The sequence below is a fragment of the Vibrio sp. 14G-20 genome, assembly GCF_026241515.1.
Classification (GTDB): Bacteria; Pseudomonadota; Gammaproteobacteria; order Enterobacterales; family Vibrionaceae; genus Vibrio.
Genome location: NZ_JAPHPW010000043.1, coordinates 1 through 17,293, shown reverse-complemented (window position 1 = coordinate 17,293; position 17,293 = coordinate 1). Strand labels below are relative to the sequence as shown.

The 17,293-nt window shown below is 44.5% G+C and carries 16 protein-coding genes and 1 pseudogene; 9 read left to right on the top strand and 8 right to left on the bottom strand.

Annotated elements, in window-relative coordinates:
* Positions 1 to 46: 46 nt before the first annotated feature.
* Together OQJ75_RS21890 and OQJ75_RS21885 are read left to right on the top strand one after the other, a co-directional pair.
* Positions 47 to 283: pseudogene (locus OQJ75_RS21890) on the top strand (HAD-IA family hydrolase); the annotation flags it as partial.
* Between the two features lie 39 nt (positions 284 to 322).
* On the top strand, positions 323 to 1,162 hold the full coding sequence (locus tag OQJ75_RS21885) for a hypothetical protein (RefSeq protein WP_265974856.1): 840 nt from the start codon (positions 323 to 325) through the stop codon (positions 1,160 to 1,162).
* A 72-nt stretch (positions 1,163 to 1,234) separates the two neighbouring features.
* Here the strand turns inward: OQJ75_RS21885 and OQJ75_RS21880 are convergent, their stop codons facing one another.
* Both OQJ75_RS21880 and add read right to left on the bottom strand, forming a co-directional pair.
* The gene (locus tag OQJ75_RS21880; protein WP_265974855.1) at positions 1,235 to 1,810 is read right to left on the bottom strand and encodes a sugar O-acetyltransferase; all 576 of its coding nucleotides are present in this window, start codon (positions 1,808 to 1,810) and stop codon (positions 1,235 to 1,237) included.
* A gap of 150 nt (positions 1,811 to 1,960) precedes the next feature.
* Complete coding sequence (gene add / locus OQJ75_RS21875; protein ID WP_265974854.1) at positions 1,961 to 2,959, bottom strand: adenosine deaminase; 999 nt, start codon at positions 2,957 to 2,959, stop codon at positions 1,961 to 1,963.
* Between the two features lie 120 nt (positions 2,960 to 3,079).
* Between add and OQJ75_RS21870 the strand changes: the two genes are divergently transcribed.
* Together OQJ75_RS21870 and OQJ75_RS21865 are read left to right on the top strand one after the other, a co-directional pair.
* Positions 3,080 to 4,015, top strand: a complete 936-nt coding sequence (locus OQJ75_RS21870; protein ID WP_017098499.1) for a LysR substrate-binding domain-containing protein — start codon at positions 3,080 to 3,082, stop codon at positions 4,013 to 4,015.
* A gap of 136 nt (positions 4,016 to 4,151) precedes the next feature.
* Positions 4,152 to 5,618 carry a glutathione synthase gene (locus OQJ75_RS21865; protein ID WP_265974853.1) on the top strand — a complete coding sequence of 489 codons (1,467 nt, stop codon included), beginning with the start codon at positions 4,152 to 4,154 and terminating at the stop codon, positions 5,616 to 5,618.
* A gap of 67 nt (positions 5,619 to 5,685) precedes the next feature.
* Here OQJ75_RS21865 and OQJ75_RS21860 read toward each other — a convergent pair whose 3' ends face one another.
* Positions 5,686 to 6,480: an AraC family transcriptional regulator gene (locus OQJ75_RS21860; protein WP_265974851.1), complete on the bottom strand. Its 795-nt coding sequence runs from the start codon at positions 6,478 to 6,480 to the stop codon at positions 5,686 to 5,688.
* Positions 6,481 to 6,577: 97 nt separating this feature from the next.
* Between OQJ75_RS21860 and OQJ75_RS21855 the strand changes: the two genes are divergently transcribed.
* The 4 genes from OQJ75_RS21855 (at position 6,578) to OQJ75_RS21840 (ending at position 10,800) form a co-directional block, all read left to right on the top strand.
* Positions 6,578 to 7,711: a multidrug effflux MFS transporter gene (locus tag OQJ75_RS21855; RefSeq protein ID WP_265974850.1), complete on the top strand. Its 1,134-nt coding sequence runs from the start codon at positions 6,578 to 6,580 to the stop codon at positions 7,709 to 7,711.
* 189 nt (positions 7,712 to 7,900) lie between these two features.
* Positions 7,901 to 8,416: a TetR/AcrR family transcriptional regulator gene (locus OQJ75_RS21850; RefSeq protein ID WP_265974849.1), complete on the top strand. Its 516-nt coding sequence runs from the start codon at positions 7,901 to 7,903 to the stop codon at positions 8,414 to 8,416.
* The gene (locus OQJ75_RS21845) at positions 8,416 to 9,471 is read left to right on the top strand and encodes an alcohol dehydrogenase family protein (protein WP_265974847.1); all 1,056 of its coding nucleotides are present in this window, start codon (positions 8,416 to 8,418) and stop codon (positions 9,469 to 9,471) included. The genes OQJ75_RS21850 and OQJ75_RS21845 overlap by 1 nt, the downstream gene beginning before the upstream one ends.
* 234 nt (positions 9,472 to 9,705) lie before the next feature.
* A complete protein-coding gene (locus OQJ75_RS21840; RefSeq protein ID WP_265974846.1) occupies positions 9,706 to 10,800 on the top strand; it encodes an HDOD domain-containing protein in 1,095 nt (364 codons plus the stop codon).
* A gap of 103 nt (positions 10,801 to 10,903) precedes the next feature.
* Here OQJ75_RS21840 and OQJ75_RS21835 read toward each other — a convergent pair whose 3' ends face one another.
* The 5 genes from OQJ75_RS21835 to OQJ75_RS21815 form a co-directional block, all read right to left on the bottom strand.
* Complete coding sequence (locus OQJ75_RS21835; RefSeq protein WP_265974844.1) at positions 10,904 to 11,305, bottom strand: DUF1090 domain-containing protein; 402 nt, start codon at positions 11,303 to 11,305, stop codon at positions 10,904 to 10,906.
* Between the two features lie 177 nt (positions 11,306 to 11,482).
* On the bottom strand, positions 11,483 to 13,003 hold the full coding sequence (locus tag OQJ75_RS21830) for an SgrR family transcriptional regulator (RefSeq protein WP_265974843.1): 1,521 nt from the start codon (positions 13,001 to 13,003) through the stop codon (positions 11,483 to 11,485).
* A 10-nt stretch (positions 13,004 to 13,013) separates the two neighbouring features.
* Positions 13,014 to 14,024 carry a Gfo/Idh/MocA family protein gene (locus tag OQJ75_RS21825; RefSeq protein ID WP_265974842.1) on the bottom strand — a complete coding sequence of 337 codons (1,011 nt, stop codon included), beginning with the start codon at positions 14,022 to 14,024 and terminating at the stop codon, positions 13,014 to 13,016.
* Positions 14,025 to 14,137: 113 nt separating this feature from the next.
* Positions 14,138 to 15,037: a homocysteine S-methyltransferase family protein gene (locus tag OQJ75_RS21820; protein ID WP_265974841.1), complete on the bottom strand. Its 900-nt coding sequence runs from the start codon at positions 15,035 to 15,037 to the stop codon at positions 14,138 to 14,140.
* A 108-nt stretch (positions 15,038 to 15,145) separates the two neighbouring features.
* Entirely contained in the window at positions 15,146 to 16,102 is a 957-nt protein-coding gene (locus tag OQJ75_RS21815) for an integron integrase (protein ID WP_265974840.1), read from the bottom strand.
* 413 nt (positions 16,103 to 16,515) lie between these two features.
* On the opposite strand from OQJ75_RS21815, the gene OQJ75_RS21810 reads away from it, so the two are divergent.
* A complete protein-coding gene (locus OQJ75_RS21810; RefSeq protein ID WP_265974839.1) occupies positions 16,516 to 17,136 on the top strand; it encodes a hypothetical protein in 621 nt (206 codons plus the stop codon).
* The last annotated feature ends 157 nt before the right edge of the window (positions 17,137 to 17,293 follow it).

Below are 17,293 nucleotides of genomic sequence, written 5' to 3'. Positions count from 1 at the left end.
AACCAACTCCGTTATTACTCAATTGTAGTTGCAATAACGGGGCGGACCATACATTGATGGTGCGGCGGTATCCGCTGAATTGGGCATGCCTAAACCGCAGCCTGAGATTTACCAAGCTCTGTTGTCTAATAATGGTCTTGAAGCTTCAGAAACCGTCTTCATTGATGATATGCCCTATAACGTTGAAGGGGCTAAGGCTGTAGGTATAGCTGGTATTCAGTTTATCGATGCAGTGCAGTGTGAAAATAGCTTAAAAGCTCTGGGTGTCAATTTGAAACAGTGACACTCATTCGAATCATGTCTTCGTTTGAGGATATAGAAAATGAAAAGATACCCATCTAAGTCAATCGTTACGTTCTTTATTTTATCAATATCGATACTGGTATTAGTGGTGGCTGTCGCGCTTCAGATTCGTGGTGATCAAGCATGTGATGATTGCTACGAATCAGACAAAGGACAGTTCAAGTATGTTCTTTACGATGGAACGTCGCCCTCCGTTATTCCAAGCATCCATAATACCTTATTGAGTAACCGCACTCCCTTAATGAAAACGTTCGAGCTTGATTCTATGTCGCCAGTCACCGTTAGGGTGTGGCGAAACCAAAAGGCTTATTTAGACGAGCAAGAAAGAAGCATCGGGTATCGATATGCGTTCTCTTCTGGGTATATTGAACCTAACAGTAATGAGATTAGGTTGCTCTATTTTGGTGGTGAAATTCATAAAACCGCTCTACATGAGTTTGTACATTTGCTGACTCTGCAAGTGAATCCGAATTTTGCAAACAATCCACGGTGGCTGTGGGAAGCCATCGCTATCTATAAATCTGAAGATTATTGGTTTCACATGAATAACAGACACGCCATCAGTCGCCGTTTTGATGGTCTGGCTCAGGACTTATACAACAAGCCGAATAGCACCCCGGCGGTTTATGAGCTTGGCTATACGGTCGGTGAGTTTATTGAACGTTCATGGGGAGAAGAGGCGTTTGTTGATCTCATTAAGAGCAATGGGGATCCCTCACAGCTTACCGATCAGCCAATAGAATCGCTGTTTTATGATTGGGAAAAATTCGTCAAAACTACGTATTTGAGTGGCCCGAAAAGTGAGTATGAAAAAGCCATGGAACGAAGCCCATTCGATAGAAGAGACAAGGTAAACTAATCAAAAAAGAGGTGATGTTTAATTAAAAACATCACCTCTTTTGTTATTCATTTCTGGGTTGTTGATTCGCACTTATTCGCTATCGTCACTTGGCTGATCAGTACTCAAGTATCGAATCAACTTAGCTGGTGTGCCACCGTATAGACAGTCTGGCGGTACGTCGCTGTTGACTACAGAGTTAGCCGCGATAACAGAGCGAGCACCAATAGTCACATCTTGGTTGATGACTGAGTTTCCGCCAATCCATACATCGTCTTCAACGATAATTGGAAAGCAGAAGGTTTCCCATTTACGACGACTTAGATGGTCTAGAGAGTGAGAGGCGGTGTAAAATTGAACGCTTGGCCCCACCAAAACATTGTTACCAATCTTGATGTTCGCGCCATCAAGCATCACCACGTTCATGTTAATAAAGGTATCGTTGCCAATCTCGATGGTTTTACCAAACTCACAATGGAAAGGAGGACGCACAACACTACTTCCGATTTTGCCAAATAGATTTGCTTGAAGGCTCGGCTGTTGAGTGTCGTTAGAACATTGATTGAAATCTGACAGAGCTTTACTGGCATGAGTGCGCATTTGGTCAATCTCATGATCGGCACCGTCAAAAACTTCGCCAGACAGCATTTTTTCGAGTTCTGTTTTCATTGTTTATTTCTTCCGAATCAATATCGGTATTAGCATACTGATATACAGACATAAAAAAAGAGAAAAGCCTCAGCCTTTCTCTTCCTATTTTTGCTTTAAGCACTAATGCTAGCGAGCCTAGCTATTCAGCAAAAGGCGCGCTTTGCCAAATTAGATTTGCTCAACGAAACCCATTAGGTGCTTTTTCACTTCATCTGAAGCAAAAGCGCTCTCTACAGAGTACTTGTAGATTTCAGCGTAATCTTCTTTTGTTAGGCCGAATGTTTCACAAACACGCTTCACTTCGTTGGTCATGGTTGTGTTCGACACAGTGCGGTTGTCTGTGTTGATCGTTACAACGATGCCGTCTTTCTTGAATTCAGCAATTGGGTGGTCGCTGAATTGGTGAATACATTTAGTTTGAACGTTACTTGTTGGGCAAGTCTCAAGTGCAACCTGCTTTTCTTTAACGATGTTGTACGCATCTTCGTTGCCTTGGATGTGAACACCGTGACCAATACGCTCAGCGTCTAGCATAGTGACTGCATCGTAAACGTTTTGACCATGCCATTGCTCACCAGCGTGAACCGTCACACGGTAGCCTTGTTCGATCGCGTATTGCGTGTATTCAGGGAATTCAGCACAGAAACCTGGCTTTTCACCGCCTGCGATATCAAACGCAACAACACCTTTACCAAGATAAGGTTTACCCGCGTCGATCACGTCTTTGATAGAGTCTTTAGGGAACATACGCAGTACAGACATGATGTAGTTGCCCTTGATGTCGTATTTCTCTTCAGCACGCTTCATGCCTTTTACTGCGCTTGCAATGATCGTATCAAGAGACAGACCTTTGTTTACGTGCAGGATTGGTGCAAAGCGAACTTCTAGGTACTTAACGTTTTCTAGTGCAGCGTCTTCGTAAAGCTCAAAAGAGATACGTTCAATTGCTTCTTCAGTCTGCATAACTTGCAGTGGTAGGCTGAAACAAGCTAGGTACTCATCTAGGTTTTTGCAATCTTCTGGCACCGTTAGAGATTGAACAACCGCATCGCGATCTTCAGGCAGTTTGATATTGTACTGTTTTGCCAGGTCAATAATCGTATCTGGACGAACACTTCCGTCTAGGTGGCAGTGTAAATCAATCTTTGGTAGTGCTAGAAAATCCATGAGTATTCCTTAATTCTATTATTCTTTGAGCGTGTTAACTCACATGCGCTAAATTTACCAAGACCATGATATGATTTAAAGTGACAATTAATCATCATTAACCTGAATTTAGGGAATATCATGGTAGATGTTAAAAGCTTACTTAAATGCGATATGAATTTGCTGCTTTGCTTACACGTTCTGATTGAAGAACGAAGCGTGAGTAAAACGGCAGAACGACTCTTTTTGAGTCAATCTGCGGTAAGTAAACAGCTCACCAAACTCAGAGCTTTGTTTGATGATCCGCTGTTTGAGCGCGAATCCAAAGGGCTATTCCCAACCCCTAAAGCACTGGCATTAGCGCCTAAGATTCACCAAATCTTGCTGCAGATCGAAAAGCTTACCGTTCCCGAGGTTTTCGATCCTAAAGACAGTGAGCGTACCTTCACTATAGACCTTGTCGAAACTGCCTACACGGCGATTTATCCGCATTTTATGCCGACAGCGCTTGCTGATGCGCCTCACATTACCATCAACAGTTCAACGTGGAGTAGCGACAGCTTTAAACGTTTATTAAAGCGTGAAGTTGATTTTGGTATCGGTATTTTCGAGTTGGATGAACGTGCTTCTACCCACGTGCAATGTATCCCTGATGAGTTGGATTACGTTGAGCTATGTTTGGATTATTCCGTGTGTTTGATGCGTAATGACCACCCTGCGTTGCAAGAAGAGTGGAACCTCGACACCTTTCTAAAATATCGACACATACAGTTGGTGACGGGCGGAGCAGGCGACTGGCTATTGATGGAGGTGCTGAACTCTAAGCAGCTAGAGATCAACAAAGCCGCTAACGTGTCTGACATCACCAGTGCCATTAAATTGTGTAAGCAGAGCGATTTGTTAATGTGTTACCCATACAACTCGGTACGCGATTACATTGATAGCGGCGAGTTGGTGATGAAGCCCGTTCCGGTCGATTTGGTGCCAGGAGGCTTGTTCTTACTGTGGCATAAATATTTCGACTCAGAGCCGAGCCACAAATGGTTACGTGATTTGATCATCGAACAGACTCGATAGTTGAGATGTTTCAGCTATATAAGCCATTGAAAGATAGAATAAACGTAAATATTTGAGAAAAAATGTCACTTTATTTCGTCTTTTGGGATTAAGCTTCGTCTTATTCTGGGTGCTATTTTTATTTGTAAGATGAGATATGACAATTCCACCGTTATCACAACAGATTATTGAAGATGCATGTGAATGGGCGATCATGCACGGCGTTGCGTTCCGCCAGTCAGACAATACCGCTAGGCATTGTCCTTTCAGTATTGCGCCAATGACAATGGAGCGTGAGGTTTATGAGCACTTGCGCCTAGTCACTCCGCTTATAACTAAGCTGATCAGCAACGTATCGGAAGATCATGATTTTTTACAGTCATCATTGAGCGATATGGCTCAAGCCGATCCGTTCTTTGGTCGCTTGATGGAGTTGCATCAACAAGCTCACGGCAGTGAAGATAAGCGTTTGAACCCGGCTCGCCAACCATTGTTACTCATGCGAACAGATTTCATGGACGATCGCCAACACGGTGCCAAAGTGATTGAGTTTAATGGCATTGCTGCAGGAATGGCTCCGTTTGGTCAGCGCGCAACAGAATTCCACTCATTCATGCAAAACCAATGGCCAAACGTCTATAACGATTGGTTAGAAGACCCATCTGCAACAACGGCTGAAAACCAAGGTTTAACGCAGTTGGCTGACGGTATCGCGACTTCTGCGAGAAAGGTGAGAGCGGACTTCAATTGTTCAGACAAAAATGCTCCTGAAAAACCAACATTTTTGATGGTGGTGCAGAAGAATGAAGACAATGTGTATGACCAACACTTACTAGAAGTGGAACTGCAGAAGCAGGGTATTCGCACGGTTCGACGTACCTTTGAACAACTAAGCTGTCAGCTTTCAACGGGCGATAACCAACGTCTGTTATTGCAAGATGTTGGCGCTGTTGATGTTGTGTATCTAAGAGCGGGTTATCAGTATTCAGATTACTGGGCTCCAGAGCTAAATGAATCGGTTTGTTGCCACACGCTAAGTCAGACCCGTTTGTTCATCGAACAACACCATGTCGCTGTGAATGCCACCTTCAGCCAACAACTAGCAACCAGTAAAACCATGCAAATGCTGCTGACCATGATGCCTGCATCAGAATACGCACGCTGGGGTTTAACGCTAGAAGAAGCAGAACTGGTGAAAAGTGTATTGGCCGATATGAAGCCAATCACCAGCGAGTCGATTGAATGGTTTAACACACAAGCTGATAAACAAGAGTGGGTGCTGAAAAACCAAGGAGAGGGCGGTGGTCATTGTGTATTCGGTGACGATATCAGCGAACAACTGAGACAGCTTAAGCCCGATGAGTATGACGCATGGGCACTGATGCAGCGTTTGTATCCACATGAGCGAGAAGTGCCAACTATTGCAGTGCGAGACACTCAACAAACGCTCGTGACAGACTTAGTCAGCGAAGTGGGTTTGTTCACCGCTTACTATCAAGGTAAGCCAGTTACTGAACTGGACGGCTACGCGGGCTACTTAATCCGCAGTAAACCAGCCAGCGAAAACGAAGGTGGAATACACAGTGGAAAAGGGATCCTTGATTCGTTGGTGTTGATTGATTAGTTGATTTGATAAATTTTAAAAACCAGAACACATGTTCTGGTTTTTTTGTATCTGAGCTCAGTAAAACCTAAGAGTTTGGATTACTACAATCACGTCCTAACTTGGTAAACGTCAACGGAGTTTGTCCGGTCTGCTGTTTGAAAAAAGCAATAAACGCGCTGTTGGACGAGAACTCTAACTGGTGTGCCACATCACCGACTTGTCGGTTTTCTGAAAGCAGTTCAATCGCTTTAAACAAGCGCCATTGCTGTCGCCACTCTTGATAGGTCATGCCTGTTTCGGCTTTGAATAATCGAGTAATTGTTTTGGTGCTTGCGCCAACTGATTCAGCCAACGTCGATAAGGCGGGTGCGAGAAAAGAGGCGGTTCGGACTTGCTTACAAAAGCTTTTAAAGCGGCGATCTGTCGGTAGCGGCAAGATGAACGAATACTGATTGGCGCTGTAAAACTCTTCCCAGAATAGGTTGGCGGTATTGGTGGTTTGCTCCGATGCAATGTTCCAATCCCAAAAAGCCATCTTATTGATCAGCGCCTTCAAAAGCTCGTTCACTTCCACAATCTCAATAGCCTCCGGGCAGGTGTAAATACTGCTATCGAAATAGAGCGAGCGATAGGCAACCACATTGGTCATCTGTGCTCGATGCTTGGTATAGGGCGGGATCCACACGGCTTTAGTCGGCGGTAAAATGCAAAGGGCGTTTTCTAAGGTCAAGGTGATGCAGCCTTGCGGAGCATACAGAAGTTGCCCCTTAACGTGGTGATGTATACCCGAGTCATGTTTGCCTAGCTCTGCGGCAATGCCAATTACAGGAGCGGGTAAACTGTCTGCATCAAACTCGATCGTCTCACTAATTAATGCCATTTGTCCCAATCTTGTTGTTTTTGGTTTTAATGTTGTTAACGAGCCAAGGTTAGTTTCCTCTAGACTTCCCGTCAAGTTCACTGGTCTTGGAAAAATGATGAAAACAAAACCTTCTTTATGGCAAATGGTGCTGCTGTTGATGTTCCCTCAAATCGCAGAAACCATCTATAGCCCGACTCTGGATTCAATATCGAAATCCTTTGATGTTAGTTACACACAAGCTGCGCAAACCCTCTCGATCTACTTCTCAGCGTTTGCGCTCGGTGTGGTGGTATGGGGGATATTGGCAGACAAATGGGGACGCCGGCCAACCATGTTATTGGGGATGGGGTTATTCGCGTGTTCTGCGTTGATCGCAATGCAAACCAATAGCTTTGTTTGGTTGATGATAGCCAGAGCCATGGGCGCTTTCGGGCTTGCGGTGGGCTCGGTTGTGACACAAACCATGTTGCGAGATGCCTTTAGCGGCGCTGAACTGGTCAAGGTGTTTGGTTACATGGGCATGGGGCTGTCGATTAGCCCAATCATCGGGCTGCTTCTTGGCGGTCAATTAAGCCAAGCGGGCGGGCATCAATATGTATTTATTGCCTTATTTATTATGGTATTAGCGTTACTGGTACATAGCTTATGGTCGCTGCCTGAAACACAACAATCTAAGCAACCGTTGCAGTTAAAATCGCTCAGTATTCACATGATTAAAGACGGGGGTATTTGGGTATCGGCACTGCTTGTCGCATCGTTCAATATTGCGCTGTTTTCGTATTATCAACTGGGTTCATTCACCTTCTTACAGCTTGGGTTTAGCATCGAGCAGTTTGGTTATAGCGGTGTCGTGCTTGGGTTCGGAACCTTGTTGGGAAGCTTGGTTAATAAGGCGCTATTGAAGCGACAAGTTTCATCTATCTCTTTGATTGGTCTGGCGGCAGGGCTTCAAACGGTAGGCGCAGTGAGTGTGTATTTTTCACAGCACACGATCTGGTTCTTGCTTCCGATGATGTTGGTGGTTATGGCGTTTGGTATTGCGATTCCTAATGTATTGAGTCGAGCCTTGGTGCGTTACCAATCTCAAGCAGGAAGTGCAGGCGCACTGTTTGGTTTGATGTATTACACATTGATCGGTTCAGGGCTCGCTTTAGCGGGAATGATTCAAGACCTAGGTATGATGTTGGTACTTTGCGGCGCGTTATCTGTGTTGGTGACGATACGCAGTCGACTCTCTCTTAAACGCTAAGTCTTTCATCTGTATTGATAAATTCCGTGCCCTGTTTGGCGTGGAATTTATCATTTCTTGGTTTGTAAATTTGGATATTGACAGGGGTAGAGTGATCGTTCTACTCTATAGGTAGAACAATCATTCTACCCATTGTTATGCCAATCACAGTTATTTACTACGATTGGTATTCGGTATTAAGAGAGCACTATGTTGAGAGAACAGATTGCAGCAAGCCTTGAAGTGGCGTTCAGCCAACAAGGTTTTGCTGAGCCGAGCGTTGCACAGCTGAAAACCGCGAGCGGTGTAAGCCTAAGAACCCTGTATAAACACTTCCCTTCAAAAGAAGCGATGATTGTTGGTGCATTGGAATACCGACACCAACGTTATCTCGATTTCTTATTGGAGGAGTCGCCAGAGGCTGGATTGGAATCTGTCACTCATATTTTCAACAAGCTCCAACAATGGTTAGAAGAGTATGCGCCGCATGGGTGTATGTCGATGAATGCTATGGCCGCGTTTCCTGATAATGCGCTTATCAGCCAAGCGGTTACAAAGCACAAAGAACAAGTACGTTTTCTGATAGGTAAGCAGAGCCTGCGAGAGGATCTCGCGACACCGTTCTTTTTACTTCATGAAGGTGTATCAAGCGCGTGGCCAGTATTAGGCGAAGAAGCCGTGACATCAGCACAGAATATGGTGACAAAATTACTCAAGGAAACATGATGAAATTCGAATTACCAAAAACAATGAAAGGCGTAGAGATGTTGGGTCACGGCGGAGCAGAAATGCTTGGTTATCGTCAAGATATCGCTGTTCCTCAAATTGAACCTAATGAAGTACTGATCAAAGTGATGGCTGCGGGCGTGAACAATACGGATATCAACACGCGAATCGGTTGGTACTCAAAAAGTGACGATTCAGACGACGCAAGTTGGTCGGGTGAAGCGTTGAAGTTCCCTCGTATCCAAGGTGCTGACGTATGCGGTTTCATCGTGGCCGTTGGTAATGAAGTCTCGGCTGAACGTATTGGTGAGCGTGTTCTTATCGAACCTTGTTTGACGGAAGTGTACGGACGAGATCTGCCACAACCATGGTATTTCGGATCTGAGTGCGATGGCGGTTTTTCTGAATACACCAAAGTAGCAGCAAAACATGCTTACGCGGTGAACAGCACTATGTCGGATGTAGAGCTAGCGTCTTTCCCATGCTCTTACTCGACCGCAGAAAACATGCTGACGCGTGCCAATGTGGCTGAAGGTGATCGCGTGCTTATCTCTGGTGCATCGGGCGGTGTGGGCTCTGCGGCTATTCAACTAGCAAAAGCTCGTGGCGCGTATGTTATTGCCATCACTAGCCCAAGCAAGAACCAACAGCTACTTGAACTTGGCGCTGATGAAGTGATTGCCCGTGATGCTGATTTGGTTAAAGCGCTAGGCGAAAGCAGTGTGAATGTGGTTATCGATTTAGTGGCTGGTGAAAAGTGGCCTGAATTTCTTGAAGTCCTAAAACCGCATGGTCGTTATGCCGTATCTGGTGCGATTGGTGGTGCGATGGTTGAGCTTGATGTTCGTACTCTGTACCTGAAAGACCTTAGCTTTTTTGGCTGCACGGTTTTAGAGCCACAAGTATTCCAAAACTTGGTTAACCGCATCGAGAAACAGGAGATCGGTGCGATTGTCGCGGAGTCTTTCCCATTGGCCGACATCCATACGGCACAAGATGAATTCTTGAAGAAAAAGCACGTTGGTAAGATCGTGTTGGAAGTGGCTAAGTGCTAGTTTTAGCCGGCTTCACAATTCAAACCTATGTAAGAGCGAGCCAGTGTTATGTGCTCGCTTTTTTGTTTCTGGCGAATACAGGAGGCTTAGTCTCGCAGGTTGTTAAGTAACAGATCCTATACAGTTGAAAAGTTAATGATTCATTTGTCACTATATGGTTTATGAGTTGTCTGTGCGATAATCACCGCCGTTATATATCCCTATCTATGTTGTATTCATCTAGGAGCCGTATTGATGTTTAAAAGGGTATTGCAGGCATTATTCTCACCTTTTGTTGATTCAAAAAACAAACCCTCTGCAGAGCCTGTCCAAAAAGAGCAACAACAAACCGTTGCTACTGATTCTGTTCAGTCTTCAATTTTTGTTCCGCCTTCGTCAGCTCAACCATCATCATTAATCGTCGGTAAGACGCTTAGCCTTCACGATGGTGAGTTCCTTGATTATTTGTTTGGAGAGTCTCGCCTTCGAACGGAGTCAGATCCATTTAGCGATTTTGTCGCTTGTCAGATCGAACGTTTGATTCGCTCTCCAAAAGCCTTGCTCAATGAATTACCAGTGATGCCAGCCTCTGTGACCACATTAATGGCAGAATTACAGAGTGACGAATTTGATGTAGATACATTGCTAAAAGTGATTGAGCGAGAGCCGAGTATGGCTGCCGATGTAATTAAACTGGCTAACAGTGCTTTCTACAAACGCAGTGAAAAACAGGTAACCGACCTAAAAACAGCATTCCTAAATATGGGTTCTCAAGGACTTGTTGAAGGGGTTGTGAATAGCTACATGAAGAACTTCACGCCGGGCAACAATATTTACTGGCGTCATTTCGGTGAGAAAACTTGGAATCACAGCGTTCAAACCGCGTCTTTTTCTAAGGAGTTGATGAAAGACTCTTCATCCCAAGAAGATCAAGCGGCGGCGTACTTTGTTGGGTTGATTCGCAACTTAGGCAAGATGATCATTTTCCAAATGATGGTCGAAGCCTTCAAGCATGTTGATCCTTCTGTTCCACCTAACTCATTAGCATTGAAGCGTTTAATGAACAGCTACTCTATTCGCCTGACTTACACCATTGCTAAGTTCTGGGAGTTGCCAGAATCTGTGCTGACGGTGATTGGTTATCAAGAGTCGAGCCGATATGAATGCACGCCACTTGGTCAAGCTGTGTTTGAAGCTAACTACCTGAGTGAGCTGTACTATTTACTAGAAGAACAAACGATTGAAGTCGAGCAGTTTAAGCGCAGATGCAAAGAGACACTGATGTCACCTGCGGCTTTCAAAGTGGCTAACCGTATCTATAAAGAGTCCGAATTGGCGCTGGTGGGATAATAACGGCATGGCGTTGGCTAGGTTGATTCTTGAGGTCGTCAAAAAGCGGTATTTTCTAAATGGTCTTACTAAGCAGTAAGACCATTTCTGTATCTAGCTTCGATTAAGGGATCTCAGTCAGTTCTTGCTTCAATTTATCGATTTTACGCAGTTCTTTTTCGATCTTACCTTCATACTTTCGAATCTTATCCGCTCTGTCATCTCTTTTGGCTTCTTCTAGGTCGGCTTGGTACTCAGTCAAATCTTGCTCATTTGATTCAATCTTCTCACGCAGATCATCCTTCAAACCTTCATTGGTGCAGTTCTCTTTCGCCGCTTTCAACGCTGTGGTTAATCGCTCCACTTTGTACTGATTGTCGTACTGCTCCGCTTTCTTTATCTGATATTCGATCTCACAGAACTTCTTCTCACAGCCCGTTAGCGCGTCGCATTGAGTGCTAGCAGCGACACTGTTAAACGAAAATGCGCAAAGAAACAGTATTGAGCCTTTTAGGTGTCGAGTCATGATTTACCTTCTCACTGGGTCTATTTAGCTTGAGCTTATTTTGTTTTTACTGTTCTCAAGCTTACCTTGGTTGAGACTAATTTAGCCTAGCCTCATGTCTATATTACTTAATGACGCTATTGGCAGCTGAATGTTAAAGATAAGTCTTTGTGCCCAATGATTTCTTTCAGGTCTTACTCAGAAGTGGCTAATCCACAATTGGTCGAGTTCGCACCAACCGAATCCATTTACTTGCGCGGCGTGTATCTTTTCAGAAACTTGTAAATTGAACGCCTCTTGCTTGAGCTCAACCACAACCTCAGAGTCATTCAACCAATCCCGAAGCTTCAACAGTGCGTTCGCTGCTAATTCAAAGTTTGGCTGGTTTCTTATTGAGGCTAAGCCTTGTTCGATTGTCTCTAGCATCTCAGCAGGCAGAGCTAAATCCTCAAACGGAAAGCGAATGAAAAAGCTTAACCACGAAGTGAAGGTGTCGTTCTCATCAATAATGCTGCATAGCGCGACGTCTTTGGTAGTTAGGTAGTTAGTTAGGTAGTGTCCATATTCCACGCTGGTTTTGCTGTCGCCGGATACTGACAATTGCTCGAAAAGAGTTTGGCATTCAGAGGTGTCTTCAACAGTGAATTCACGAACGATTTTCGACAATGTTGGGTTCTGAATTTTGAAAAACGTTGAGCCGAAATCCGGTTGAGAAGAATGGTCATCGCCACACACGGTGATCGTTTTCTCGGGCAGTTTCACGCACACCTGATTTTGAGCGCAAGCTTTGCTCTGTGCCCATTCCGGATAGACCCACAACTCGACTCGATTGAGAATGGGTGTGCTGTGTGAATACGCGTTATTGCGGCTTAATCTCAACATCTTGCTCGAGAAAATGTCTAACGAGAACGCACCAGATCCAATCAGCCTATCATTCGATGATGAGTGATCAAATACGGAGGCTTCAGCTCTGGCAAGTAGGCGTGGTAAGTGCCAATCAGGTTGATTCAATTTCACGACAACCACATTACCTGCCGAGACAGAGACCTCATCAATATGCTGATAACAGCGACGCCATATTTTGCTTTGAACTAGCGAGTTAAGGTTGCGCGCTATGTCTTGAGGTTCGAGTGTTCTGCCGTTATGGAACTGAACGCCATTGCGAATTTGAAAGTGCCACTGTGTCGCATCTTCATTAGGTTGCCAATGATAAGCCAGATCGCCGCTGAGTTTGCCGTGCTTAACGGAGGTTAGGCGTTGGCAAGTTTGCATCACTAAGAAACGTTCGGTGCGTCTAAGTACTCGTTGAGGGTGAAGCGCTTCGAGTTCTCGGTGAAATGGGATATACGCGATATTCTGCGCCGATGGATTGGTATTGCTTAGAAAGGCTTGTAACTCAGCGCCAGCATTGCGGCCATTGAAGGCCAAGGTGCTAAACACCTGTTCGATGTTGCCTGCGTCAGCTTGGGTTTGTGCATATTGGTAACACGCCTCAATGGGCTCAACCAGACACGTGAGTTGTGCCTTCTTGCTGCGGCCTGAGCTGGCTTGCCACTCAATCCAACCTTGCGTTGTCATCGCTTTGAGTAAGGTTTGAACATGACGTTCACTCACGTGCAGCAAGGCAGCTAATTGGCTGACTTGGCAGCGTGATACTCCAGGCCCAAAAGCCTGAAATATCTTTTCATACAGTTCAAGCTTGCGCTTAAGGTTGCCCAATTTGCTTTTCCTAACGACGAGGTTGAGTTAAATGTTTATAGCCAGAGTCAATGAGTGCTTTTTCCATCGTATCGAGAACTTGAGAGGTTATCTCTGAGCTTAGGATATCCGACTCAGTTTTGCCTTGAAGCACCAAATCTGAAAAATGGTCGATTTCAAATTCGAACCCGTTCCCCGTCACTCGGTTGTTGATGGTCGACTTCTGCCCTTGATGTTCAATCTCAATAAAGGCCGGATTCCACCATTTTTCGTAAATGGTGATCTTGGTATCGGGTCCTCTCAAGTGTGCTGATCGGGGAAGGTTCTGCACTGTTGATGCCGATATCTTACCGCTCATATCACCAGAGAATGTAAAGCACGCATCGGTATCAACATTCGCTCCCTCATACAGACATGACATCTCTACCTGGGGTTTTGAAGGGGTCACACCCAGTGTTCGACACAAATCGTAGAAGAACCAAAGCCCATAGACCCCAACATCGAGCGTTGCTCCGCCCGACAAAACCGGATTGAAGATGAACAAATCGGGCTCATAGTCGTGATGGTTGCCAAAGCTGGCTTCGATTGAGTCTACCTGAATGTTGTTGTCGACCAAGAATGATTGAAGCTCACGATATGCGGGAAACACCACAGTTTTCATCGCTTCTAACAGCATCACGCCATTTTGTTTCGCGAGGGCTTTCATCTCAAGCCAGTCAGCAAGATTGGTGAAAGCCGGCTTCTCGACCAATACGTGTTTATTGTTCTTTAGAAACAACTCGGCGAGTGGCTGGTGGTATGGGTGAACGGTAGCGATGTAAACCGCTTCAACATTTGGGTCATGCGCCATTTCTTTATAAGAGCCATAAGCCTTGTCGCAACCAAACTTGTTGGCGAACGTGGCTGCGCGTTTATGGTCTCTCGCGGCAACCGCATAAAGTTCACCATGCAGACAGTGCTCTGTTACAGCTGTTGCGAATCGATTGGCGATATTGCCTAGCCCTGCGATGCCCCATTTAATTTTTCGTTGCGTGTCGCTCATCAGTTGCTCCAAATCGTTGTTTTGTATCAGTGTACTCAGAGACGCCACATACAAATAGAGAACAGATTTCTCAACCTGTTCTCTATTTATTTTATTCTAGTTGAAACTCAGGATCAGCTCTGTATGGAGCGTTTCCAATCGGCTAGGGCTTGAATGTGTTTTGGCCCGATGCCACAACAGCCACCGACAATATTCGCACCCAATGCGTGCCAGCGTTTTACATAAGTTAAGTAACCTTGGCCATCCAGCTCACGCATCTCCTGAAACATATCATTCGCTTCATGTTCGTTGCTGATAGGCGCAAAATTGTTGGCGTAGACACCAATTTCTAAATCACGGCCTAGCTCATCGATCACTTTCTTCGCATCGATAATGGCTTGATCCATCACTTCAGGCACTGAACAGTTAAACATAATGCCTGTCGCGTTTGATTGGCAGGCAAGTTTGATCGCGTCTGTTACGCTCTCGCCAGAACGAATATTGGCAGAATCGCCCTTGGTGTCTTCCAAACTGAATGCGTAGTAACAAGGCTTATCGGACTGTTTAAGTACCGCATGAATGGATTCGAACTCTTGCAGGCTGCAGATGGTTTCCGCTATCCAAAGATCGATGTTTGGATCTTGAGCATCGTAAAGGGTTTGGATGATTGGCGCCGCCTCTTCTACCTTAAACAAGTCTGGTCGGTAGCTGCCAAATGGCGGTGGAATCGCGCCTGCTACTTTCACTGTGTGGGTAGCATTGTCTGCAACTGCTTTAGCCAGTTCGCCAGACAGTGCGGCTAGTTCAAAGCCTCGTTGCTCGAACAGCTCTTCACCCAAATGAAAAGGCACACAGGCGTAGCTATTAGTGATCAGGATTTCAGCACCTGCATCGACAAAGTTTTGATGCGCTTGGCTCACAAATTCGGGTGCTTCAATTAGTGCTTGAGCGCTCCAAAGAGGCTGTGAGAATGGCGCGCCAATTTCTTTGAGTTCTCGGCCCATGCCGCCATCAAGTATGGTTAGTGTTTTCATATTTAATACTATCTAAACAATTGCTGAAGTTCTGCCGCCACCATATCAGACAACCTTGTTAGACAGAAGCTATCAAGACAAGGTTCAACTGTCGATGAGGGAGTTTCGTTATAGGTGGTCTAGCGGGCTAGTCGTGCCGCTAAAGTGTTGCCCAATAACGTGAGTGTATATCTGAGTTGTCTTAACATCATTGTGCCCCAGTAGCTCTTGAACCGTTCTGATATCGGAGCCTGACTTTAGAAGTTGTGTAGCAAAACTGTGCCTGAAAGTATGACAACTAATTCGTTTGTGGCGCAATTTATTAAAGTTAGTCGCCTTCTTCAGTGTTTTTCGGAGCACCGAATCATGTAGGTGGTGTCGGCATACGATCCCCGACTCTGGGTGTTGAGTAACGGATTTTGATGGGAAAAGGTACATCCAAGCAAGTCGTCGATAGGCACTCGGGTATTTTTTGCCTAATCGGTGAGGCAATGATGGCCCAAACCCATTCAAGTTATCTTTAGCGAGCAGATCTGCAACTTGTGAAATTTTGTCTTGTATAGCTTCAGTGAGTGAAAAACTTAAAATTGTCACTCGGTCTTTATTTCCTTTCCCATCGTGAACAGTGAGAGACCCTTGTTTTAGGTCTATATCTTGTACTCGAAGCCTCAGGCATTCCGATACTCTCAAACCTGAGCCATACAACAAGCGAAAAAACAGTTGATATTTAGGGTCTATTTCATTGATCACCGAGATAGCTTCCGCATGATTGAGTACGCTAGGAATTTTTCGAGACCGAGTCGCGTAACTGAACCCCAAATCTCCTAGAGGTTGCTTAATAAATTGATTGTATAGATAGGCTAGAGCATTGAGAGCAACTTTTTGAGTATTGATGGCTACTTTTTGTTGATTAGCTAAATGAGAAAGAAAGGACACAACCTCAGTTGCATGCATCTGTTCAGGGTGTTTAAGACTATGAAAATGAATGTAGTACTTAATCCAATAACAGTAGGCTTTGATTGTCCTGCGACTATAGCCCCGCATCGTCATATGTTCGCAAATTGCCTGCATGAATTGACTCGCCATATATCCCCCTCACAAAAACTGTATATACAGACAGTTTATTGATTGTTGAATAATTAATGACTTAAAAAAGAGTGGTTTTTAACTCTGATTGAACACGAATCTAACGAGGGTTTGTGTTTAAGTTATTGATTAATAAATGAATCGTTGGGTGGTTAAGAATGATAACGAGCGTTATATAGGCGGTGACGTGTGCTTGCACGTTTTCACACTTAATGTTTAGACCCGCTTTTATATTAAATGCATAGCATTCAGTTGGTTATGAGATATCTTTTTGATATGTTAAGCGGATGGATTCATGCTTGCATGATATTAAAATGTTAGGCTACTTATTCATCATTTAGAATTCAGCAAGCACTATGGTTGTTATGTTCATGATAAACTTTCTAAATTATTAACGTATTGGGATTTTTAATTTGGAAATTGATGTAAATACTGTGACTTTGATAACCGGTGGAATTGGTGCTACTGGCTCAATTGCAGGAGCAATTGCTGGTACTTTACTAGGTATTAAATTAAGTAATACCAAGCCAGATATTGATGTGTTTGTTGACCATAAAGCTTGGATGTACTATCCATCTCGAGGGTTCGCAATGTATTTACCAGTAACGGTAATTAATGAAGGTTCTAAGTCAGGGACAATAAAAGATTTCGAAGTTACTCTAACTTCACCAACCAAGCAGAGTTGGAATCTAAAGTTCAGCGACTTTGGCATTGATACCAGTGATGCTTCAAGTGCTTCTTGGGGAAAAGGGAAAGATGCTCGTCCAATTCTTTGTCATGGAAAGTCTGGTAATCAATACATATTGAGACTTGAAAACTTCGACTTAATGAGTTGTGGTAGGTCTGATGTGGAAATAGTTGCTGGTAAATATGAAATCACTCTTGATGTTTTAGATCGAAAAGGCAAAACATTCATATCGAAGACTTATACTTTAACTGTCGGGAGTGAAGCCAAAGGTCAATTGACCTTATGCCGGAATGAGCCCCAAAGACTTACAAGCTATTATTTTGGTATATCGGAGTGCGCGGACTGAGCGTAGCCTAACAAAGCGTTTAAGACAGATTCCCAACGCTCGGCATTTTCAGTTTGGGTTAGCTTTAGTGTTTAAGGTGGCAAGGCTTGAGGTAGGGTGGTGGCGTTGCTCACTACTTAACGCGGCTACATGGATTCCCCCGGTTGTCAAACATCCG